Annotated in this window: 20 protein-coding genes; 9 read left to right on the forward strand and 11 right to left on the reverse strand. The window is 64.0% G+C overall.

Annotated features, from left to right (window positions below):
- The first annotated feature begins 43 nt into the window (after window positions 1–43).
- Window positions 44–1708: an alpha/beta-hydrolase family protein gene (locus M1L53_RS03505; protein ID WP_007729186.1), complete on the forward strand. Its 1665-nt coding sequence runs from the start codon at window positions 44–46 to the stop codon at window positions 1706–1708.
- Between the two features lie 127 nt (window positions 1709–1835).
- Window positions 1836–3113: a lipase family protein gene (locus M1L53_RS03510; RefSeq protein WP_054188728.1), complete on the forward strand. Its 1278-nt coding sequence runs from the start codon at window positions 1836–1838 to the stop codon at window positions 3111–3113.
- A 57-nt stretch (window positions 3114–3170) separates the two neighbouring features.
- On the opposite strand, the gene M1L53_RS03515 is transcribed toward M1L53_RS03510, so the two are convergent.
- Window positions 3171–3623: a hypothetical protein gene (locus M1L53_RS03515; protein ID WP_039973062.1), complete on the reverse strand. Its 453-nt coding sequence runs from the start codon at window positions 3621–3623 to the stop codon at window positions 3171–3173.
- A gap of 90 nt (window positions 3624–3713) precedes the next feature.
- Here M1L53_RS03515 and M1L53_RS03520 point away from each other — a divergent pair, with 90 nt between their 5' ends.
- Both M1L53_RS03520 and M1L53_RS03525 read left to right on the forward strand, forming a co-directional pair.
- Window positions 3714–4241 (forward strand): peptidylprolyl isomerase, encoded by a 528-nt coding sequence (locus M1L53_RS03520; RefSeq protein ID WP_007729190.1) that lies wholly within the window; start codon window positions 3714–3716, stop codon window positions 4239–4241.
- Between the two features lie 17 nt (window positions 4242–4258).
- Entirely contained in the window at window positions 4259–5203 is a 945-nt protein-coding gene (locus M1L53_RS03525) for a rhomboid family intramembrane serine protease (protein ID WP_042453365.1), read from the forward strand.
- 24 nt (window positions 5204–5227) lie between these two features.
- Here the strand turns inward: M1L53_RS03525 and M1L53_RS03530 are convergent, their stop codons facing one another.
- Entirely contained in the window at window positions 5228–5764 is a 537-nt protein-coding gene (locus M1L53_RS03530; RefSeq protein ID WP_232319106.1) for a lipoprotein LpqH, read from the reverse strand.
- A gap of 304 nt (window positions 5765–6068) precedes the next feature.
- On the opposite strand from M1L53_RS03530, the gene M1L53_RS03535 reads away from it, so the two are divergent.
- A complete protein-coding gene (locus M1L53_RS03535; RefSeq protein WP_003942551.1) occupies window positions 6069–7412 on the forward strand; it encodes an MFS transporter in 1344 nt (447 codons plus the stop codon).
- Here M1L53_RS03535 and M1L53_RS03540 read toward each other — a convergent pair.
- On the reverse strand, window positions 7403–9268 hold the full coding sequence (locus M1L53_RS03540) for a GAF domain-containing protein (protein ID WP_054188727.1): 1866 nt from the start codon (window positions 9266–9268) through the stop codon (window positions 7403–7405). The genes M1L53_RS03535 and M1L53_RS03540 overlap by 10 nt on opposite strands.
- Before the next feature lie 165 nt (window positions 9269–9433).
- Here M1L53_RS03540 and M1L53_RS03545 point away from each other — a divergent pair, with 165 nt between their 5' ends.
- Complete coding sequence (locus M1L53_RS03545; protein WP_232319105.1) at window positions 9434–10801, forward strand: FAD-binding oxidoreductase; 1368 nt, start codon at window positions 9434–9436, stop codon at window positions 10799–10801.
- Between the two features lie 106 nt (window positions 10802–10907).
- Entirely contained in the window at window positions 10908–11756 is an 849-nt protein-coding gene (locus M1L53_RS03550; protein WP_007729209.1) for a TauD/TfdA family dioxygenase, read from the forward strand.
- Between the two features lie 7 nt (window positions 11757–11763).
- On the opposite strand, the gene M1L53_RS03555 is transcribed toward M1L53_RS03550, so the two are convergent.
- Together M1L53_RS03555 and crgA are read right to left on the reverse strand one after the other, a co-directional pair.
- Window positions 11764–12255: a PH domain-containing protein gene (locus M1L53_RS03555; protein ID WP_054188725.1), complete on the reverse strand. Its 492-nt coding sequence runs from the start codon at window positions 12253–12255 to the stop codon at window positions 11764–11766.
- 107 nt (window positions 12256–12362) lie between these two features.
- Window positions 12363–12626, reverse strand: a complete 264-nt coding sequence (gene crgA / locus M1L53_RS03560; protein ID WP_003942576.1) for a cell division protein CrgA — start codon at window positions 12624–12626, stop codon at window positions 12363–12365.
- Window positions 12627–12728: 102 nt separating this feature from the next.
- Between crgA and M1L53_RS03565 the strand changes: the two genes are divergently transcribed.
- Complete coding sequence (locus M1L53_RS03565; protein WP_003942461.1) at window positions 12729–13442, forward strand: DUF881 domain-containing protein; 714 nt, start codon at window positions 12729–12731, stop codon at window positions 13440–13442.
- A 22-nt stretch (window positions 13443–13464) separates the two neighbouring features.
- Window positions 13465–14130, forward strand: a complete 666-nt coding sequence (locus tag M1L53_RS03570) for an aminodeoxychorismate/anthranilate synthase component II (protein ID WP_003942537.1) — start codon at window positions 13465–13467, stop codon at window positions 14128–14130.
- Window positions 14131–14187: 57 nt separating this feature from the next.
- Here the strand turns inward: M1L53_RS03570 and pknB are convergent, their stop codons facing one another.
- The 6 genes from pknB to M1L53_RS03600 are packed head-to-tail and all read right to left on the reverse strand — an operon-like array spanning window position 14188 to window position 22271.
- Entirely contained in the window at window positions 14188–16113 is a 1926-nt protein-coding gene (pknB, locus tag M1L53_RS03575; RefSeq protein WP_007729221.1) for a Stk1 family PASTA domain-containing Ser/Thr kinase, read from the reverse strand.
- Window positions 16110–17468, reverse strand: a complete 1359-nt coding sequence (locus M1L53_RS03580) for a protein kinase domain-containing protein (protein ID WP_019746232.1) — start codon at window positions 17466–17468, stop codon at window positions 16110–16112. Before M1L53_RS03580 ends, pknB begins: the two co-directional genes overlap by 4 nt.
- A 3-nt stretch (window positions 17469–17471) precedes the next feature.
- Complete coding sequence (locus M1L53_RS03585) at window positions 17472–18938, reverse strand: penicillin-binding protein 2 (protein WP_007735774.1); 1467 nt, start codon at window positions 18936–18938, stop codon at window positions 17472–17474.
- Window positions 18935–20386, reverse strand: coding sequence for an FtsW/RodA/SpoVE family cell cycle protein (locus M1L53_RS03590; RefSeq protein WP_007735775.1), 1452 nt, complete (start codon window positions 20384–20386; stop codon window positions 18935–18937). Before M1L53_RS03590 ends, M1L53_RS03585 begins: the two co-directional genes overlap by 4 nt.
- The gene (locus M1L53_RS03595; RefSeq protein ID WP_054188724.1) at window positions 20386–21810 is read right to left on the reverse strand and encodes a PP2C family serine/threonine-protein phosphatase; all 1425 of its coding nucleotides are present in this window, start codon (window positions 21808–21810) and stop codon (window positions 20386–20388) included. The genes M1L53_RS03590 and M1L53_RS03595 overlap by 1 nt, the downstream gene beginning before the upstream one ends.
- A complete protein-coding gene (locus M1L53_RS03600) occupies window positions 21807–22271 on the reverse strand; it encodes an FHA domain-containing protein (RefSeq protein WP_003943418.1) in 465 nt (154 codons plus the stop codon). Before M1L53_RS03600 ends, M1L53_RS03595 begins: the two co-directional genes overlap by 4 nt.
- Between the last annotated feature and the right edge of the window lie 15 nt (window positions 22272–22286).

The following is a 22286-nucleotide window of genomic DNA, read 5'->3' on the forward strand; positions in this document are numbered from 1 at the left end:
GCTTCGTGACCTGATTCGGGCACGGGGCGCATACGATTCCGGCATGAAACGTGTGTGGGAACGGCTGCGCCTCTATTGCAAGACGCTGCACCCGGTCGGGCTTGCCTTTGCTCTGGTCTTCTTCACCTGGTCGATGAGTCCGTCCCTGTTGCCGCGCGCGTGGTACCTGCAGGGCGTTGCGACGGGCATCTCGCTCGCCATGGGATACGGCGTCGGCGTGACGGTTGCCTGGATGATCCGCAAGTGCGGCGTCGAACCGCAGTGGTCGGATCGCACCAAGAAGATCGGCTGGCGAATCCTGTTGGTCGCGGCCGTCATTCTGGTGCCGACGTTCTTGGTCCTCGGTTCGTGGTGGCAGCAGATCGTTCGCGATCTCGTGGAAGCTCCACGCACCAATCAAGCGAATTATCTTCTGGTGCTGATGATTTCGCTCGGAATCTGGTTCATCCTGCTCGAGGCAGGCCGTGGTCTTCGGTTCACCACCAACAAGCTCACCGCCGTCGCACTACGGTTCGTTCCCCTCGAGGCGGCGAAGGTCGGCAGCTTGATCGTCATCTTCGCCCTCGGCATCTTCATCGTGAACGGTGCGCTGTACAACGGGCTGATCGCCTTCGCGAACTGGAGTTTCTCCGGTGCGGATCACGAAACACCGGACGGCATCGAACAGCCCATGATTGCAGAGCGGAGCGGTTCGCCGATGTCCGCCGAGGCTTGGGATTCTCTCGGTCAGGAGGGGCGCACCTTCATGGGTAGCGGTCCCACTGCAGCCGAGATCTCTGCATTGACCGGACGTGAAGCGAAGCAACCGATCCGGGTGTATGCCGGACGTGAATCCTCGGACTCGATCAACGGTGTCGCACAGCGGGTCGTCGACGAGTTGGAGCGCACCGGCGGATTCGACCGCGGAACTCTCGCAGTTGTCACGACCACCGGTCGCGGTTGGGTGAACGAGGACGTCGCGTCGGCGTTCGAGTACGTCGAGGGCGGGGACACGGCGATCGCGTCGATGCAGTACTCGTTCCTTCCGAGTCCGTTGGCCTTCATCGCCGACCGTGAGACGCCGATGATCGCCGGCCGCGCGCTGTTCAACGCGGTGTACGCCAAGTGGATCGACTTGCCCGTTGAGACGCGACCCGAACTGGTTGTCTTCGGTGAGAGCCTCGGCTCCTACGGTGGCCAGGCCGCATTCGCCGGCGCCCAGGACATGATGACGCGCGTCGACGGCGCACTGTGGGTCGGAACCCCCAACTTCACTGCTCAGTGGCAGGAAATCACGGACAGTCGTGACTCGGGCTCACCGGAGATTCTGCCGGTGATCGACGGTGGCCAGGCAATTCGGTTTGCCGGTGATCCGGAAGATCTGGAGCTGAAGTCGGACTGGGACGACGATCGCATCGTGTACTGGCAGCACGCCAGCGACCCGATCACGTGGTGGTCCTTCGACCTGCTGCTCAACAAGCCGGATTGGCTCAAAGAACCGCTGGGTCGCGACGTGGATCCGGGAATGACATGGGTTCCTCTCGTGACCTTCTGGCAGGTAACCCTCGACATGGTCTTCTCGGCTGACGTCCCGTCCGGGCACGGTCACAATTACGGCGAGGATGCAGCGGACATGTGGGCCAAGATCCTGCACCCCGAGGCCTGGACCTCGGCTGATACCGACAAGCTTCGTGCGCTGCTGACCACCAATCTGGAGCCCACGAAGTAGTCGTAAACGGTTGTATTTCAGCCTGTTAAGGCGAAAACCTCACGAAAAAGTGTTACGTGAGGTATGTGTTACTCTGCGTTCGCTGTGTGCCAAGCCACAGCGCAAGCGAACGTGGGGAGATCGAAACGTGAAGAGCAGAGCATGGTGGGCGGCCGGGGTCTCCGTCGCGGCACTGGTCATGGGTGCTGTGACGGCCCCTGCCGCAACGGCGGAGCCGGCGGATTTCTACACGCCGCCGGTCGAGCTTCCGGCAGGTGCCAACGGAGATCTCATCAAGAGTGAGCCGTCACCACTGCTGCTGAGCGTGCCCGGATCGAACGGTGCGTGGCCGGCAACCGCCACCAAGATCATGTACCGAAGCGAGGACGCCAAGGGCGCCCCCGTTGCCGTGACGGGCACCTATCTCGAACCGTCGAACCCGTGGACCGGGCAGGGGGCGCGTCCACTGGTTGCCGCAGCGGTAGGAACGCATGGGCAGGGCGATCAATGCGCACCATCCAAGCTGTTCAACACCGGTATCGAGTACCAGTTCCCGACGGACGTCATGGTCGGCTACGAGTCCATCTGGGTGAACACGTTGCTGCTCAACGGCATTGCCGTCGTCGTCACCGATTACGAGGGCCTCGGAACTCCGGGCGATCACACCTACGTCAACCGTGAAGCCGAAGCACACGCGGTTCTGGACTCGGTGCGAGCCGCTCAGCAACTCCCGAACACGAGCATTCCCGCCGACGGCCCCGTCGGACTGTGGGGTTACTCGCAAGGTGGTGGAGCTGCCGCTGCCGCAACGGAATTGAAGCCGTCGTATGCTCCCGAGCTTGATCTCAAGGGCACGTACGCAGGTGCACCGCCCGCCGATCTGGCGGCGACGCTGCAGCAGGTCGACGGCACGTTCCTCACCGGAGTGATCGGCTACGCGCTCAACGGGATCCTTGCCCAGTACCCCGAGGTTCAGCCGCTGCTCGACGCCGAGATCAACGATCGTGGCCGACAGATGTTGGCCGCCACCAAGAACCAGTGCGTCGCCGAAAGTGGATTGCAGTTCGGCTTCCAGCAGTCGTCGAGCTTCACCAATTCCGGTGAATCACTCTCCGCGGTTCTGGCGCGTCTACCCATGGCGCAGGCAATCCTCGATGAGCAGAAGATCGGCAAGCTGACGCCGGAGTCGCCCGTGCTCATTCAGCATGGCCGCTCCGACGACATCGTTCCGTTCGGCCAGGGACAGCAACTGGCGCGAGACTGGTGCGGCAAGGGTGCGACGGTGCAGTTCTCCGTCAACGAACTGCCCCCGATCATTCCGGGCATGGCAATCAATCATGCAACGCCGTACTTGGTGGGTACCCCGGAATCCGTCGGGTACATGATCGATCGCTTCAACAACGTCCCAGCACCGTCCAACTGCTGAACGTGAACATCGAAAAGCCCCGGAACACAATCTGTTCCGGGGCGTTTCGTATGTCGACTAAGCGGTCTTCTCGGCCGAGTTCTCCTCGAGCCGAGGGGGTGCGGAAGCGACCGGCGGATGCTCGCGTCGGCGGCTCTTGAAGAACACCGCGCCACCGATCACCGCGACACCGGCGATGACGAACACCGTGACGCGCTTTCGGCCGCGAGGCTTCTCGGTGCGTTCCGTGGACTTCGTGGGGATAGCCTTTGCGCGCTCGACGCCTTTCTTGGCGAGGACTTTGCCCTGACGGCCCAGGAACAACCCGACCTGCCCGGCGCCGCGAGCGACCGATGTCGCGACCACCGCGGCGATACGGCGAGCGTTGTCGGCTGCCTCGGACTCCTTGATGCGAGCCGCTGTCTCTTCGAGGTAGGCGGCAGTCTCGTCGAAGGTGTCCTCGACGCGGGCGCGCGCGTGATCGAAGGTGTCGGGCAACTGCGTGCTGAGGGACTCGGTCACTCGTGTCATGACTTCACTGTGCCATAACAGTGGGGCGAGGACAGGGAGACTTTTGCGGGGCGACATCCGCGAGAACGCCGGCAATGGCACGATGGTGGTGTGACTTCAACTCATCAGACCGCAACCGCAACGCTGCACACGAACCGCGGCGACATCAAGATCGCTCTGTTCGGCAACCATGCGCCGAAGACCGTCGAGAACTTCGTCGGCCTCGCCGACGGCTCGAAGGAGTACACCACCGCAAACGCCGCCGGCACCAAGACCGGCCCGTTCTACGACGGTGCCATCTTCCACCGCGTCATCGACGGCTTCATGATCCAGGGTGGCGACCCCACCGGAACCGGCACCGGCGGCCCGGGCTACAAGTTCGGTGACGAGTTCCACCCGGAACTGCAGTTCGACCGCTCCTACCTGCTGGCCATGGCCAACGCAGGCCCGGGAACCAACGGCTCGCAGTTCTTCATCACCACCGGCCCGACGCCGCACCTGAACCGTCGCCACACCATCTTCGGTGAGGTTCTCGACGACGATTCCAAGAAGGTTGTCGACGCTATCTCCTCCACCGCCGTCGATCGTGGCGATCGTCCGGTCGAGCCCGTCGTGATCAACAGCATCACCATCTCCTGAACAGGTAAAACAAGCAGATGACGAACCCCGGTTGGGGCGGCGGTGCGAGTGAGGGCATCCCGCCCCAACCGCGGTGCGTCCGCCATCCAGATCGACCTACCGCACTTTCCTGCAATCGTTGTGGACGTCCGGCGTGCCCGGACTGCCTCCGCGAGGCGGCGGTGGGATACCAATGTGTTGACTGTGTAGCTGCCGGTCAGCGTGATGTCCGTCCCGTTCGGGGCGTCGCCGGAAACACCGTGAGCCCCACCCGTGCGGTCCCGGTCGTGACGTACACCTTGATGGGGCTCAACGTCCTGGCGTTCCTCGCCACCTTCGCACAGTCGCGAAGCATCATGAACAATCAGGTCGGCTCGTCGATCTTCGCGAACTGGGCACTCAATCCGGGGCTCGTCGCCAGCGGTGACTGGTTCCGGCTCATCGGCTCCGGGTTCCTGCACTTCGGCATCTTGCACCTCGCGGTCAACATGTACGCCCTCTACATCCTCGGACGCGACACCGAAATCGTGATGGGCCGCTCGAGGTACATCGGCATCTACCTGGTTTCGCTTCTCGGCGGTTCCGCCTCGGTGATGGCATTCCAGCCGGTGTTCTCTTCGCTCACGGCCCTGTCCTGGACTGCTGGGGCGTCGGGAGCGATCTTCGGCATCATGGGCGCACAGGCAGTCCTTCTATTGCGTTTGCGTCGAAGCCCGGTCCCGATCATCTCGGTGATCGCGATCAATGTGATCATCAGCATTTCGCTGCCCGGGATCTCGTTCTGGGGTCACGCGGGAGGTCTGGTGGCAGGTGCCGCAACGGCCGCTGCATTCCTGTACGCCCCGCAGTGGTTGGGCGCCGGTGAGAACCGCGTGAAAGCAGTGCGTATCGGCTGGATCGCTTTTGGTGCCGTCACCGTGGTGACAATCGGAGTCATCGTGCTCCGCGTCGTCCAACTGCGCGAACAGTTGGGAATCAGCTAGCAAGAATCCTAGGGCCCAGCGGTTCTATGGATCAGCCGCCGATGATGGACTCGCAGGCGAACGTGATCTCGAAGCTCGACGTCGCGCCGTCGGGTTGCCCTTGTACCGGGCGCCGATTCCCTCGCCCGTCACCACGAAGGTATTGCCGTCCTGCTTGGCACTGGCAGATCCGCCAGGCAGACCCGGCGCGAATCCGGCGGTGTACGGCAGACCGTTCGATCCACCCTCGCTTCCGGCGATTCCAGCAGTCTGAACCGTGCCGGATTCATCGACGATGGCCGAGACGGTCAACATGCCGTAGGTGGGATTTTCCGCGTCGAGCAGTGTCATAACTGTCGTGCCGCCGTCCTTTGCGCACTTCGTCTCGAATTTGGCGTCGAGCGTCTTCCCGCCGACGGTGGCCGAGGATGTAGCGGACGAGGCGCCGGCAGCGCTCTTGTCGGAGTTGGTCTTGTCGGAGTCGCTGCCGCAGGCGGAGGCGAATAGGGCGACCGCCGCGAGGGTGGCAGCGACTGCGGTGGAGGACCGGCGGGTCATCGTGGTCCGAACCAACTTCGTCATGTTCTGTCCTTCAAGTCATGCGGTGCGTCCGCACTTGCTCTGGCTGTTTCGCCGACAACACTAGCCAGTGACTTGGTGCTCGTAGCTCTAAACCCCCAGTTCAGACGGGTTTGTCGCCTTCGACTGTTCAGGGACGTTCGTCTGGCGGCCCGGGATCATCTGCCGGATCTTTGGGAGCAATCGCACATGCAGAGACGGCTTCTGTAGAGATTGTCCACATAGGTTGGGCTCGGTCGTGCTTCTACTGTGGCTTGAGTCACTTCGTAGATAGCAACGCTGACCTTTTCCGAGGAGTACCCCTGCAATGACCTCCACCGATAGCACCACCACTGACGGTGGGGTTGCGCCGAGCGAGATCGAATCTCGCGTGGTGAAGAAGGTAGCGCGCCGGCTGATTCCCTTCCTGATCCTGCTCTATTTCGTGAACTATCTGGATCGTACGAACATCGCTTTCGCCAAGCTCACCATGAGCGCCGACCTCGGTATGACCGAGACGATGTTCGGGCTCGCATCCGGTCTCTTCTTCGTCGGCTATCTGCTGTTCGAGGTGCCGAGCAACCTGGCCCTGCACCGCTTCGGCGCTCGGCTGTGGATCGCGCGGATCATGCTCACCTGGGGCATCCTTGCCGCTGCGCTGGCATTCGTGCCTAACGTGGGCAGCCTATATTTCCTCCGCATTCTGCTGGGCATCGCCGAGGCCGGCTTCTTCCCCGGAGTTCTTCTCTACCTGACCTTCTGGTTCCCGAAGAAGTACCGCGTACGCCTGATGGGCTTGTTCCTGCTGACACTTCCGCTCTCGTCGGCGCTCGGTGCCCCGCTTTCGGCGGCCATCATCCAGTACGGCGACGGACTGTTCGGCCTCGCCGGATGGCGCGTGATGTACCTGATCGAGGGTCTGCCCGCCGTGATCTTGGCGTTTGTCGTCTGGTTCTACCTCACAGATCGTCCCGCCGACGCGAAGTGGTTGACCCTCGAGGAGCGCACCTGGCTGATGAAGTCGATGGCGGACGAGGAAAAAGAACTCGGCGACGCCGGTCACCAGTCGGCCGGTAAGACCCTGCGTGATCCCCGCGTCATCGGTTTCGGTCTGGTCTACTTCGGAATCACGTACGGCCTTTACGCTTTGAGCTTCTTCCTGCCCAGCATCGTCGCGGGATTCAAGCAGACGTTCAACACCGATTTCTCGCTCGTCGAGACAGGCCTGATCGTGGCCGTCCCCTACGCGATCGGCGCTGTCGCGATGGTGCTGTGGAGCCGCCATTCCGACAAGACCGGTGAACGAATGTGGCACGTTGCAGCCCCGACGCTCCTGGGCGCGGTATCCATTCCGATTGCGCTGTATCTGGATTCACCGTTCACCGTCATGATCGCGGTCTCGCTCACCGCCGTCGGCGTGCTCTGTGCGCTGCCCGTCTTCTGGTACCTGCCCACCACGTTCCTGACGGGTGCCAGCGCGGCCGCGGGCATCGCCATGATCAACTCGATCGGCAATGCGTCGGGCTTCGGTGCTCCGTACATCACCGGCTGGCTCACCGATGTGACCGGAAATGCCAAGGCAGGACTATGGGTGGTGGGCGCCGTGATGCTCTGTGCCGCAATCCTTGTGGTGGCGCTGGCAAAGCGATCGAGCAAGCCCGCTCAGATCTGACCGAGTTTCCCGGCACTGGCACGCAGCCGGATCAGGAGCGCAAGATCGAGCGCCTGGTCCGGCTGACGCCACTGTGTACCGATCAACCTGTCGATCGACTCGAGCCGTTGGTACAGGGTGTTGGCGTGAATCGCGAGCGCGGCGGCGGTCGCGGAGTGCTTGCAGTTGTGCGACAGGTACGACGCGAGGGTGTCCAATAGCGGAACGCCGCGTCGTTGCTCCTCCTCGAGGAGAGGACCGAGGGAACGCTCTGTCAGGGCTTCCAGTTCTTCGCGGCCGGTGCGGCTGAGGAGAATTCGGTAAATGCCGAGTGAACTTGCCGGTTCCACGTGGGAGGCCCGCCCGAGAGTCTCGAGGACGTCGACGGTGTGCTGCGCCTCGACATACGCTCGCGCCAGACCTTCCGCTCCCACCGCGGGATCGGCGATTCCGACGGTCGGGTTCTCCGCCGGCTGCACCCACGCCGCCGCAACTGCTGCCGGTGACATTCCGGGAATCAGTGCGATGACTCGTGAACCATGTTCGGCAACAACGGTTCCTGACGGGAATGCAATTTCCTCGATACTGCGACGCGCACGGTCGACGGCGTCTGCCGGGCGGGCCACCACGACGGTGTACGAGCGGTCGGGGTTGAGTCCAGCCAGGCGGAACTGACCGGTGACCTCGGCTGGCGTCGGCGCTGGCCTGGTGATCAGATCGACAAGAAATGCATCGCGTGCTCGGCGGGTAGCTTCCCTGGCCGCCCGTTCGCCTACCAGCGCAAGCGCAATGGCCGGGGCTGACCTTTCGAGTGCCAATCTCAGGGCGGCGGTGGGTTCATGACGCGAGAGTAGGAACAGAACTCCGAGTTGATCACCGGCACTGCGTACTTCGGTGGCGAACAGGAACTGCTCACCGACGATAAGCGTCACTTCCTGCTCGCGTCGGTCGGCGGCAAGGATGTCGAAGACCCGATGCACGCTCTCGCTCACCCGTTGCAGTCCCGGTGGGATCTCGGATGTTCCGGTCACGAAGAACACGGGCGAGCCCGTCGACGCCGAGGTTTCCTCCACGAGTTCACGAACACCGCCGCCGCGCAGGACAACCTGAGTGAGCGAACGATCCCAAGTCAGTGTCTGTTCGAGAAGTGCTGTGCGCTCAGCAAGTTCGGTGTTCGCTGCATTCACTTCTGCAACCGTCGCGCGATAGCGTTCGAGAGAGCGGGCATTCTCGATCGCCACCGAGGCATGAGCTGCGAGGGCGGACAGCAACGCAACTTCCTCGTTGCCGAATCGACGCTCCTGACGTTTGCACGCGCACAGCGCACCCAGGATCTTGCCGTTCAAGGTCAGCGGCACGGCCAACAGGCCGCGCATGTTCTCGGCTCGCGCTGCGTCGTCGGCCGGTCCGATGTGTGCAAACGAGGGATCGTTTCGGTAGTCGGGAGACCAAGCAGGAGAGGAGTTCTCGACCACGCGACCGATGAGGCCTTCACGGAACGGAACTGTGAGGCCGAGCAGTTGCGACGTGTACGCCCCGCTCGTGACTTCGATGATCAAGATGTCGTCATGAATGAGAGCAAGGTACGAAAGGTCGACGCCGAGTAGTCGTTTGGCCTGATCCACGATCTCCTGCAGGAGGGCGTGGTGATCGTGCATCGTGGTCAGCAGTGACGCGATGTCGTTGAGTGCCCCGAGTTCGGTGGCGCGCTGTCGGCGCTGAGCCAGGAGACTTCGTAGTTGAAGTGCCGATCGGGCTTCTCGCTCGATTTCGGCGGCGGCCTCGGGGCCTGACCCAGCGGCCAACTGATCGCGGTGTTCGATCAGTTCCTCGGTGGACGCCTCGGCCAGGAGAAGCTGTAGCCAGTTCTCGTGCATCCGCGCTCCCTTGTCAGACCAACTTGTCAGACCAACTCGTCAGACCAACTCGTCAGACCAACTCGTCAGACCAATGATGAGTATGGAGAGAATGTCCATACAGTTTCCGGTTTCTCGGAGTAAATCTACATGGGGCGGTGTAGCGGCCGTCACTATCGTGGAGACATGACACTCCTCGAGGCGCTCGGCTCGCAGATCGATGCGGATCGACTGATCACCGACCCCGACATCATGGCGAGCTACATCCACGACGACGCCGAGTGGGCTCCCTACGAGATGCCGGTCGCAGTGGTCCGCCCGCGTACAGCCGAGCAGGTACAGACAGTTGTGCAGGCGTGCATCGCCCACGGTGCGCCCGTCGTCACGCGCGGCGCCGGAACCGGTCTGTCGGGCGGAGCCAACGCAGTCGCCGGCGGCGTCGTGATCGCCTTCGACGCGATGAACGCCATCAAGGAGATCAACACCCTCGAGCGTTTGGCCGTGGTCGAACCCGGAGTGGTCAACGATCACCTCCGCGACGCCTGCGCCGAGCACGGCCTCTGGTATCCACCCGATCCGGCGAGCGCACCCTGGTCGACGATCGGCGGCAACGTCGCGACCAATGCCGGCGGCCTGTGTTGCGTCAAGTACGGCGTCACCAAGGACTACGTACTGGGCATGCAGGTGGTTACCGGAACCGGTGAGCTGGTTCGGCTCGGGCGTCGAACTGCCAAGGGAGTGGCTGGGTTTGATCTCTCCGCGCTCATGGTCGGCTCCGAAGGCACTCTCGGGGTGATCACCGAGGTGACCGTCAAGCTTCGTCCTCAGCGCGATCCCGAACGCACCATCGTCGGATACTTCGACTCCATCGTTGCTGCGGGCAAGGCAGTCGAAGCCGTCGCCGCGGACGGTCTCACGCCGTCGGCCCTCGAGTTGATCGATCGGCAGTGCCTGCTTGCCGTCGATGCCTGGAAGAACATGGGCCTCTCGGCCGATGCCGAGGTGGTCCTGCTCGGCCGAATCGACACACCGGGCGAGATCGGCGACGCCGAAGCCGAGCGAATGTCGGCCTGCTTCAACCGCTCCGGGGCTACCTGGAGCGCGAGATCCACCGACCAGGAGGAAGCCGACGCCCTGTTCTCCGCCCGGCGTCTGGCATACCCCGCCCTCGAGCGGCTCGGCCCGGTGCTCACCGAGGACATCTGTGTCCCCAAGGCAGCGGTCCCGGAGATGTTGGCACGGATTGAGGCCATTTCGGCCCGGCACGACACGCACATCGCGAACATCGCGCACGCGGGTGACGGCAACCTGCACCCGCTGCTGATCACGCCACACGACGACGAAGCGGCGCGGAGGCGCGCTCAGGCCGCTTTTGCCGAGATCATCGACAACGCCCTCGAGTTGGGCGGAACCGTGACCGGTGAGCACGGCGTCGGCCTACTGAAGATGGGTGGCCTGGCACAGGAACTGTCACCGGCCGTCGTCGCGATGCATCATGCAATCAAGGGCGCACTCGACCCTCACGGAATCATGAACCCGGGCAAGGTGATCTGAAAGGCTGGCTCCGTAACCGAATCGGTTTCCGGAGTTACGCCGTCGAAATGACGAGTTCCTACGCTCGAGTTGAACCGTTTGGCCAACTCGACGTATGGAGTCATGAATGTTCTCTTCCGATTTGACGCTGGCAAGTGTTGTTCCGCGGCGCGTGGAGACGGTCGAGGCCGTCCGGGCGGCTATCGCTCTCGACGGCGCCGCGGTCTTCGGTGGCCTGCACACCGAGGAAGATGCCATTGCCTTCGCGTCGAAGTTGCTCGGTGAGAAGTGCATTCGCGTCGGCCGCCAGTTCGAGGCGAGTGCCAAGAGTCAGGATGCCGAAGCCGCTGTCGTCGACACCCAACCGGTGGACGAACGCGGGCGCAAGCGCTCGTTCGGTATCTCCGGCGAGCGGATGACCGCCCACAACGACGGCTTCGCTTTCGGCGATTACGCTCCCGATTACCTGTTTCTGTGGTGCAAGCGCCCGGCGTACCCGAGTGGCGGCGACTCGTTTCTCATCGACGCGGTCAAACTGACCCAATTGCTCGCCTTCGATCCCGCAACAGCGGAACTGGCCGAATTCTGTTGGAGCACAGACATCGACCATTCGGAACCGAACTTCCCGCAGAACACATTCGCGCCGATCGCCCGGACGGTGCCGAGTGGACGCAACCAGGTTCGGTATCACCCATATCTCGCGCCGATCGCCGGCGAATCGGAAGAAGCGCAGTGGCCGCTGGTGAAGCAGTGGAGTGAGGCCGTGATTCACGTGCGAGACAGCGGGCCGATGTTCCGTGCCGAAGCCGGCGAGATGATCTGCATCGACAACTACCGGGTGCTTCACGGCCGCGACGGGTACACCGACCCCGGCCGTGAGCTGTACTCGATCTGGGGATGGTCGAGCGACGCAGTCGCGGTGCCGCAGCAGGCTCTCGACATCGTGCAGCCGGACCTCGCGGCACTGGCCATGTAACCCGCGCTTATTTCTCGGGCGGCACCAAACCGTGAACGGCGAGCACGTCCAGGACGTCCTCCGGTGACGTGCCGAGATCCCAGCGTCCGAAGATCAACAGCTTCTCCGTGTCGGTGGGACGGTCGACGATGTCGATCTCGAGCATCGGGACGCGTCGACCCAGACGCGGGTAGCGGACGAGACGGACCCGGTCGATCTGTTCACGGGTGAACTCGTGGCGGGCGCGCAGGCGCTGCACCGCGATCGACTTGGTTCCCGCGCCTTCGATCACAGCCAGGCGGGGACGCTGACGCAGGGCGAGTCCGCCCATCACGAACAGACCGATCACCGCGAGGGCGAGCAGGAAGCGGCCGGCCGGCTCCGTGGGCGCGATTATCGAGGCGATCGCGAGGGCAATTCCGCCGCCGAACATCGCGTAGACAACACCCATCGGAGTGGCCCACGAGATCACCTCCGTGACGTTGTCACGAGGCTGTGGATGAAATTCATCCTCGAGCATGTGGATAACTTCCTAGGTTGTCCACAGGAGTTATCCACAATGGGGATGAATGACACCCATGTAATTGAATGACGGTCACGATCCGGGTCGAATCAGATACTCGCTGGTCAGCGCCATCTCATGGTCATGACAAGGCCGACAACCATGAAACCGAAGCCGACGAGGAAGTTATAGTTTCCCAAGTCGTTCATCCACGTGATCGAATCCGCGGCCAAGTAGTACACAATCAGCCATGCCAGGCCGACAAGCATGAATCCGAGCATCACCGAGACGTACAACGTGCTCGACGGACCCATCTTCACCTTCACCGGAGTGCGGTTTGCCGGGTTGACTGTGTAGTCGTTCTTCTTACGGACCTTCGACTTGGGCATGACGTCCTCGCTCTACGGTGTGACCTGCATGTGTTACCTACACGCTAACGTAGCTGTGTCCAGTTGGTCACCGGCCGACCTGCACAATCCGGGAGGAGCCACGTGTCTTCGGGTGAATCTTCACGAACCGTCTGGCACATCGGTGTACTTGCCGTCTGCCTGGTAGCCGGTCTGATGGTCGCCACGGCGCAACGATCCGCCGAGGAAAACCAGCTCCAGGTCACCGAAAGCACCAGGCTTTCCGATCTGGTTCGCAGCGCCCAGGCCAATGCCGAAAAAGTCTCGGCCGACCGGGACGAACTTGCCGCCCAGCTCGATTCGCTGCAGCAAGACGCCGCTCGGTCCGACGCCGGAGTGGCCGCCGCGCTCGGTGACATCAAGAACATCTCCGCCGACGCGGGACTGACGGAGATGACCGGCCCGGGTGTTGTCGTCACGATGACGGACGCTCCGCGCAACGCCGACGGCAAGTATCCGGTCGACGCCACCCCGGACGACCTCGTCGTGCATCAGCAGGACGTTCAGAGCGTCCTGAACGCACTGTGGGCCGGCGGGGCCGAAGCGGTGGGCATGCAGGACCAACGGATCATCAGTACGTCGGCGCCGCGGTGCATCGGAAACACTCTTCTTCTTCACGGACGTACCTACAGCCCGCCGTACGTGATGAGCGCCATCGGTGACGTTGCGCGCCTCGAGGCAGCCCTCGCTGCCGAACCGGGCATTCGGATCTACAAGCAGTACGCGACCCGCTTCGGCCTCGGGTACACGCAGGCAACGCCGTCGCAGATCACGGTCCCCGCCTATACCGGCGGATAGCACGGGCGTTTACCCTGCTCTCATGAGGATTCTCGTCGTCGACAACTACGACAGCTTTGTGTTCAACCTGGTGCAGTACCTCGGCCAGCTCGGAACCGAAGCCGTGGTCTGGCGCAACGACGATCCACAACTGACGGCCGACCTCGAAGGTGCAGTAGCGCAGTTCGACGGCATTCTCCTGAGCCCGGGCCCCGGAACTCCACAGCGCGCGGGAGCGACGATGGATCTGGTGAAGGTCTGTGCCGACACCAAGACCCCGCTGCTCGGCGTCTGCCTTGGACACCAGGCGATCGGTGCGGCTTTCGGCGGAACCGTCGACCGCGCGCCCGAACTGCTTCACGGCAAGACGAGTCTGGTTCACCACAAGGACGTCGGCGTCCTGGCCGGGCTGCCCGATCCGTTCACCGCTACCCGCTACCACTCGCTGACGGTTCTCGAGGACACCATTCCCGAGGAACTCGAGGTGACCGCACACACCGAGAGCGGCGTCGTGATGGCGATGCGTCACCGCGAACTGCCGATTCACGGCGTCCAGTTCCACCCCGAGTCCGTACTCACTCAGGGTGGGCACCGGATGCTCGCGAACTGGCTCGCAGTCTGCGGTGAGGCGCCTCCGGAAGGACTCGTCGCAGCCCTCGAGGCCGAGGTCGCGTCGGCGCTCGGTGGCGCATTACCCGCAATTCTCTGACACCTGTCCACAAAAAAGTGCCTCCCGGAAATCTCCGGGAGGCACTTTTTCACTTTGCTAGCGGCCGGGGATTCCGAGCGCTCCGACACTGACGGTGATGACCGCGTCCTTGGAGATCTCCGAGCCCGGAGGCTGGGTCTGCGAGACGATCTTGCCCACCATTTCCGGGGTGAGCGTCGTGCTCTGGTTCTGCACCAGCTGCGAAGCGGTTCCCGCCCAACCGGCTGCGCGAAGCGTGCTCAACGCCTCCGACACCGTCTTGTTGGTCAGATCAGGCATCGCGACCTGGTTGCCGTTGGACACTCGTAGCGTCACGGTCGAACCCTTGGTGGCCGACGTACCGCCGGTCGGGTCGGTCGAAACAACCTGTCCCTTCGGCAGACCCGAATCGATCTCCGTGATCTGGACGACGAACCCGGCACCTTCGATGTTGGGCCTCGCCACCTCTTCACGCTGACCGGTGACATCCGGGACACGAACCTGCTCCGGACCGGTGCCGACGGTGATCGAGACCGCGGAATCGAGAACAACCGACACTCCGACGGCAGGATCCTGATTGACGATCTTGTCGACCTCGGCGACGGTCGATGCCGCCTTGCCGATGGTCGGATCAAGTCGGAGTCCGACGGAGTTGAGCTTCTTCTCCGCGTCGTCCTGGCTCAGCCCGGTCAGGCGTGGGATCGCGACCTGCTCGGGTCCGGTGGACACGTCGATGGTGACGGTGCTGCCCTTCTCGATACGCACCCCGGCAACCGGACGCGTCGTGATGACGTTTCCGGCGGCGATCACCTTGTCCGTCTTCTGCTGACGCTCCACCTGGAATCCGGCGTTTGTCAGCGTCGCCTCGGCGACGTCGGCGGGTTGGTTGGTCAGGTCACCCGGAACGGTCACCATCTCGACCTTCGGCGAGTTCACCCGAATGAGGAAGAACGTCACCAGACCGATCACCAGAAGCGCCGCGATGCCCATCAGGGCGTAGCGTCCGCCCTTCTTCTTGGCAGGCGGCTCGGCGGCGCGAGTTGTCCTCGCAGCAACCGGCTCGACCGGATCGGGAGCAGTGCGGTAGTTCCCGGTGTCGGAGCCGACGGCGCCGAGGATGGTGGTGCGGTCCTCGTCGTTCATCACCATCGGCGCACTCGGACGCTGACCGCCCAGGACACGCACCAAGTCGCTGCGCATGTCGCCGGCGCTCTGGTAACGGTTGGCCGGGTTCTTGCTCATCGCCTTGAGAATGATCGAATCCAGCTCGCGCGGAATATCGGGATTGATCTCCGACGGCGTCTGCGGATCTTCACGAACATGCTGGTACGCCACGGCGACCGGTGAATCACCCTTGAAGGGCGGCTCGCCCGTCAGAATCTCGAACAGCACACAACCGAGCGAGTACACGTCCGAACGCGCGTCCACCTGCTCACCGCGCGCCTGCTCCGGCGAGAGGTACTGAGCGGTGCCGATCACGGCGGCCGTCTGCGTCATCGGGCTCGACGCGTCGGAAATGGCACGGGCGATACCGAAGTCCATCACCTTCACGGCGCCGGCACGGTTGATCATGATGTTGGCGGGCTTGACGTCGCGGTGCACGATGCCGTTGCGGTGGCTGAAGTCCAAAGCGGCACAGACGTCCGCGATCACTTCCATCGCCTTGCGCGGAGCCATCGGCCCGGTGCTGCGCACGATGTCACGCAACGTGTCGCCGTCGACGTACTCCATGACGATGTACGGCAGCGGCCCGGCGTCGGTCTCGGCTTCACCGGTGTCGTAGACGGCCACGATCGCCGGATGGTTCAGCGCAGCAGCGTTCTGCGCCTCACGACGGAACCGTAAGTAGAACGTGGGATCGCGCGCGAGGTCTGCACGCAGCACCTTGATCGCGACGTCGCGGCTGAGTCGGAGGTCGCGCGCCAGGTGAACCTCGGACATTCCGCCGAAGCCGAGAATCTCACCCAGCTCGTAGCGGGAGGAGAGATTGCGGGGTGTCGTCATTGGTCTTGTCCTAGCGGTTCTTCAGCGTCTCCGGGATCCGCCAACGGCTCAGTGGTCGTTGTGGTCGTCGTTGTCGTCGTGGTGGTGGTTGTGGTCGTCGGAGTTGTTGTTGTCGTGGTCGGCGTGGTCGTTGTGGTTGTCGGCTCGGTCGTGGTTGTCGTCGGCCGAGTCGTCGTTGTTGTCGGCTCGGTGGTCGTCGTCGTGGGCCGAGTCGTCGTGGTGGTGGGCTTGGTCGTCGTGGTGGTCGGCAACGTCGTGGATGTGACGACGGGCGGCGTCGGGTCGCTCGGACCGTCGGTCGCGATCCAGACTCCGCCGATGATCAACGCCAACAAGATCAATCCGCCGCCGGCCCATGCCACGGCCTTTTGCCCACTGGTCATTCCGCCGGCTGCCGCGTCGTCCGCAACAGCTGCGCCCGTCACCGGGCCCGCGTACGTCGGCGGCATGACCTGCGTGGCACCCGTTGCCGGCAACGCGCTCGCGGCACCGGTGGCGAGCAGACCGGGCGGCGGTGGACGCCTTCCTGCCCGAACGGCTGCAACGGCGTCGGCGAACTCGCCGCCACTGGCGTAGCGGCCGGCCGGATCCTTGGTCAACGTGATGTCGATGAGCTCGCGGATGTTCGGCGGCAGGTCGGCCGGCATCGGCGCCGGGGTTTCCTGCACGTGCTTCATCGCGACGGTCAGCGCGCCGTCACCGGTGAACGGGCGTCGACCCGAAAGTGCTTCGTATCCGACGATTCCCAGCGAGTACACGTCGCTCGCCGCGGTCGCGTCCTGACCGAGGGCCTGCTCGGGCGCGATGTACTGGGCGGTGCCCATCACCATTCCCGTGCGCGTGACAGGAGAGTTCTCGACGGCCTTGGCGATGCCGAAGTCCGTGATCTTCACCTGGCCAGTAGGCGTGATGAGGATATTGCCCGGCTTCACGTCGCGGTGCACGACACCGGCGTCGTGTGCGACCTGCAGGGCGCGGCCGGTCTGCTCGAGCATGTCGAGGGCATGCGGAACCGCCAGGCGGCCGACGCGTGCCAGGACGGCGTTGAGCGGTTCACCGTTGACGAGTTCCATCACCAGGTACGCCGTGGAATCACCCGAGCTGTCACGGGTCTCGCCGTAGTCGTAGATTCCGGCGATACCGGGATGGTTGAGCTGCGCGGTGGTGCGGGCCTCGAAGCGGAAGCGCTCCAAGAACTCCGGATCGGAAGAGAACTCGGACTTGAGTACCTTGACGGCGACGCGACGGTTGAGCCGGGAGTCGGTGGCTTCCCACACCTGACCCATCCCACCGGTGGCGATGAGACGGATCAATCGGTAACGATCGGCGATCAAAGCGCCGTTGTTCAACGCCACGGTTCAGCCCCCTTGGATTCCGGCTGCGATGACTGCACGACCGATCGGCGCAGCAACCGAGCCACCGGTAGCGGCGAGTCCGCGGTCACCACCGTTCTCGACGATGACGGCCACGGCGACCGTCGGATTCTGCGCCGGTGCAAAAGCGATGTACCACGCGTGCGGCGGGGTTTCCCGCGGGTTCACGCCGTGCTCGGCGGTACCGGTCTTGGAGGCGATCTGAACGCCGGGGATCTTGCCGTCGCCGCCGGTGAAGTTCTCCGAGCCGATCATCAGATCGGTCAGCGTGGCCGCAACTGCCGGCGAGATCGCCTGACCCATCGACACCGGTGACGGCGTACTGAGATCGGTCAGATCCGGTGCCTGCAACTGGGAGATCAGGTTGGGCTGCATCCGCACACCACCGTTGGCGACGGTAGCGGCGATCACTGCATTCTCGAGCGGGGTCACCGCGACGTCGCGCTGGCCGATACTGGTCTGGCCGAGAGCCGCGTCGTCGGAGATGTCGCCGACGGTGCTGTCCGCAACCGGCAGCGGGATCGCGGGAGTGTTGGGTCCGATGCCGAAGGCGCTGGCCTCGTCCTTGATGGCGTCCGCGCCGTCCTTGATGCCCAGTTCGACGAAAGCCGTGTTGCACGAGCGCGCAAACGCGTCACGCAACGACGCCGTCGGGTTGGGGCCGCAGGTGCTGCCGTTGTAGTTCTCGAGGGTCGTGCTGGTGCCGGGCAGCGTGATCTGCGGAGCCGCGGTCAGCTGGTCGTCCGGCGTCGCACCGTTGCCAAGAGCTGCAGCCGTGGTGAGCACCTTGAACGTCGAGCCGGGAGGGTAGGTCTGCGAGATCGCTCGGTTGACCAACGGATCGTTGGGATCGGCATTGAGCTCGTCCCACGCCTTCGTGGTTTCGGCGCCGTCGTGGCTGGCAAGCAGATTCGGGTCGTAGCTCGGAGTGCTGACCATCGTCAGGATGCGTCCGGTGCTCGGCTCGATGGCGACGACGGAGCCGGTGTAGCCCTTGCTGGTCAGCTGGTCGTAGGCCACCTGCTGCATGGCCGGATTGAGCGTCGTGACGACGTTGCCGCCGCGCGGATCGCGTCCGGACACCAGGTCGAAGAAGCGCTGACTGAACAGCCGGTTGTCCGAGCCGTTGAGAATCGGATCCTCGGTGCGCTCGAGACCGGCGCTGCCGTACTGCATCGAGTAGAAGCCCGTGACCGGGGCGTACGGGTACGGATTCGGATACTCGCGCAGGTACTTGTACCGGTCGTCGGTGGCGCGGGAGGCGGCAAGCACCTGACCGGAAGCCGAGATCTGACCTCGCTGGCGTGAGTACTCGTCGAGCAGCACCCGCGAGTTGCGCGGGTCGGCTCGCAGGTCGTCAGCTTTGATGACCTGTACGTACGTGGCGTTGGCGAGGAGCGCGACAACCATCACCATGACGGCCATCGCGACGCGGCGCAGTGGAGTGTTCATACGCGCGGCATCATCTCGGTATTGGCGTCAGCGATTGGGGGCGGACCTTTCTTCTTCGTCACTACCGGCGCACGAGCCGCGTCCGAGATCCGGACGAGGATGGCCAGCAGTAGGTAGTTCGCGAGCAGCGACGAGCCGCCGTACGACATGAACGGTGTTGTCAGACCCGTCAGCGGGATCAGCTTGGTGACGCCGCCGACGACGACAAAGATCTGGATCGCGATCGTGAACGACAGACCGGCGGCGAGCAGTTTGCCGAAGCTGTCGCGCACGGCCAACGCCGTACGCAGGCCGCGCACGATGAGGAGCAGGAACAGCATCAGCACAGCGGCCAGGCCGATCAGGCCGAGCTCTTCGCCGATGGTCGCGATGATGAAGTCCGTCTTCGCGAACGGCACCTGGTTGGGGCGGCCGCTGCCCAGACCTGTTCCGGCGATACCACCGGTGGCCAGGCCGAACAGCGATTGCGAGATCTGATAACCGGTGTTGGCGTAGTCGCCGAGCGGGTCCAGCCAGGTGTCGACGCGCACGCGCACGTGTCCGAACATCTTGTAGGCGAAGAAGAATCCGATGGCGAGCAGTCCGCCGCCGATCACCAGCCAGCCCACACGTTCGGTCGCGATGTAGAGCATCACCAGCACGGTGCTGAAGAGCAGCAACGACGTACCGAGGTCGGTTTCGAAGACGAGCACGCCCACCGAGACGATCCAGGCGAGCAGGATCGGACCGAGGTCGCGGGCACGCGGAAAATCCATGCCCAGGAAGTGTTTACCGGCCGAGGTGAACAGGTCGCGCTTGGCGACGAGCACGGACGCGAAGAAGATGATGAGCAGGATCTTCGCGAACTCACCTGGCTGAATGCTGAATCCGGGCAGGCGAATCCAGATCTTCGCGCCGTTCACGCTCGAGAACTTCGCCGGCAGGATCGCGGGAATCGCCAGGAACACCAGGCCTGCGAGGCCGAGCGTGTAGCTGAACCGCGCCATCAGGCGGTAGTCCTTCAAGAACACCAGCAACAGCACGAATCCGGTGATCGCCAGTGCAGTCCACATGACCTGCTGGTTCGCATCCGGAGACGGTGCCTCGACGCCGTTGTAGAGCGCTGTCTGTTCGTCGGCGAGGTCGAGCCGGTGGATGAGCACCAACCCCAGGCCGTTGAGCAGGGCGACGATCGGGAGCAGCAGCGGATCGGCGTACGGCGCATACCGCCGAATTGCCAAGTGCGCGATCAGGAACAAGCCCGTGTACGCAAGCGCGTACTTGGCCAGATCGAGAGTGATCTTCTGTTCCTGGCTCGCCTCGACGAGCAGAAGCGAGACCGTCGTGATGATGACGGCGAAGCCCAGGAGCAGCAGCTCCATGTTTCGACGGGTCGACTGGACCGGCGCCGGGGCAAAACCTCCGGGCGGACTCGGAAAAGCCGTCCCCGCAGCTGCGTTGGACGACATCAGTTGACCGTCCTGCAAGTCTGACCGGGAACTTCGGTCGGCGTAGGCGTAGTCGTGGGTGCCGCCGTCGTCGGCGCAGCAGGCTCCCCGGGCGGTGCGGGGGGCGGCGTGGTCTCCGGTGCCGGCGGGGGAGTGGGCGTGGCCGTCGTCGTCGGAACCGGCTCACAACGAGGCAGCAGATCGCCGCCGATGAGACGGATCATCTGGCTCTGCGCATCCTCACGCTTGCCTGACGGCAGCCCGGCGCGCACCTGCTCCTGCGCAGACGGCTGCAGATCGGTGACCTCGAGGATGTTGCAGTTGCTGGGAATCGCGTCGGGGGAGACGAGGGTCAGGACGTCGTCGTCGCCGACGCAGCCCACCAGATCCGCGTCTTGCAGCGAGTAGCCGAGCACCGAACCGGGAATTCCGCGCAGCACCGTCACGCGGCCGTTGTCTTCGCCGACGTAGTAGTTGTTGCGGATGACGGCGCGGCCGATCACTGCTCCGACACCGACCAGCGCGATCAGCACCACGGCGAGGACCACCCACCACAACCGGTTCCGCTTCTTCTTCGGTTCCGGTTCGGGTTGGGAGACAACTCGCTTGGGCGTCGCGCGCGGCGGACGCATGGCAGCGGCGCGGCCGGCCGCGGTGTTGGGGGGAGGGGCGTCCTCTTCCTCTTCCGTCGACGCGGCGCCCGCGACGATGGGATGAGACTGGCCGTAATCGAGGTCGATGACATCGGCGACGACGACGGTGACGTTGTCGGGACCGCCGCTGCGCAGCGCCAATTCGATGAGACGGTCGGCGCACTGCTCCTGCGAGCCCTCGCGCATCGTGTTCTCGATGGTCTCGTCGCTGACCACGTCGGAGAGGCCGTCGGAGCAGAGCAGGTAACGATCGCCGGCGCGGGCTTCGCGCACGGTGAGCGTCGGCTCGATCTCGTTACCGGTCAGCGCCCGCATGATCAGGGATCGCTGCGGGTGCGTGTGTGCCTGTTCGGCGGTGATCCGGCCCTCGTCGACCAGCGACTGAACGAACGTGTCGTCACGGGTGATCTGTGTCAGGTGGTCGTCGCGCAGCAGGTAGGCGCGCGAGTCGCCGATGTGCACGAGGCCGAGCTTGCTGCCCGAGAAGAGGATCGCGGTGAGCGTGGTGCCCATGCCGTCGAGTTCGGGTTCTTCTTCGACGTGATCGGCGATGGAATCGTTGCCCTCGCGGGTGGCTGCCTCGAGCTTGCCGAGCAGATCCTCGCCGGGCTCGTCGTCGTCGAGATGCGCCAGGGCGGCAATCATCAACTGCGACGCGACCTCCCCGGCCGCGTGTCCGCCCATACCGTCGGCCAAAGCCAGCAGGCGTGCACCGGCGTACACGGAATCTTCGTTGTTGGAGCGCACGAGACCGCGGTCGCTGCGCGCCGCGTAGCGGAGAACAAGGGTCACGGGCGTAGCTCGATTACCGTCTTGCCGACGCGAACCGGAGTGCCCAGCGGGACGCGCACCGCAGTGGTGACCTTGGCGCGGTCCAGATAGGTGCCGTTGGTCGAACCGAGATCCTCGACGTACCAGTCGGCGCCGCGCTGCGAGAGCCGCGCATGGCGCGTCGACGCGTAATCGTCGGTGAGAACGAGCGTCGAATCATCGGCGCGGCCGATCATGACGGGCTGAGAACCCAGGGTGATGCGGGTACCGGCGAGGGCGCCCTGCGTGACCACCAGGTACCGAGGCACCTTCGCCTTGCCCAGCGAGGGCAGGACCTTTCCGGCGCGGGTGTACCGCGGCGGAACCCTGACCCCGGAGCCGGCATAGATGTCGGAGCGGAGAGTGCGGAGGACTGCCCAGACGAACAGCCACAGTAGGAGCAGGAAGCCCGCCCGTGTGAGTTGCAGAATCAGGCCCTGCACGGCTGTCCACCTCCT

This window comes from Rhodococcus sp. T9N (assembly GCF_024436645.1).
GTDB classification, from domain to species: domain Bacteria; phylum Actinomycetota; class Actinomycetes; order Mycobacteriales; family Mycobacteriaceae; genus Rhodococcus_F; species Rhodococcus_F qingshengii.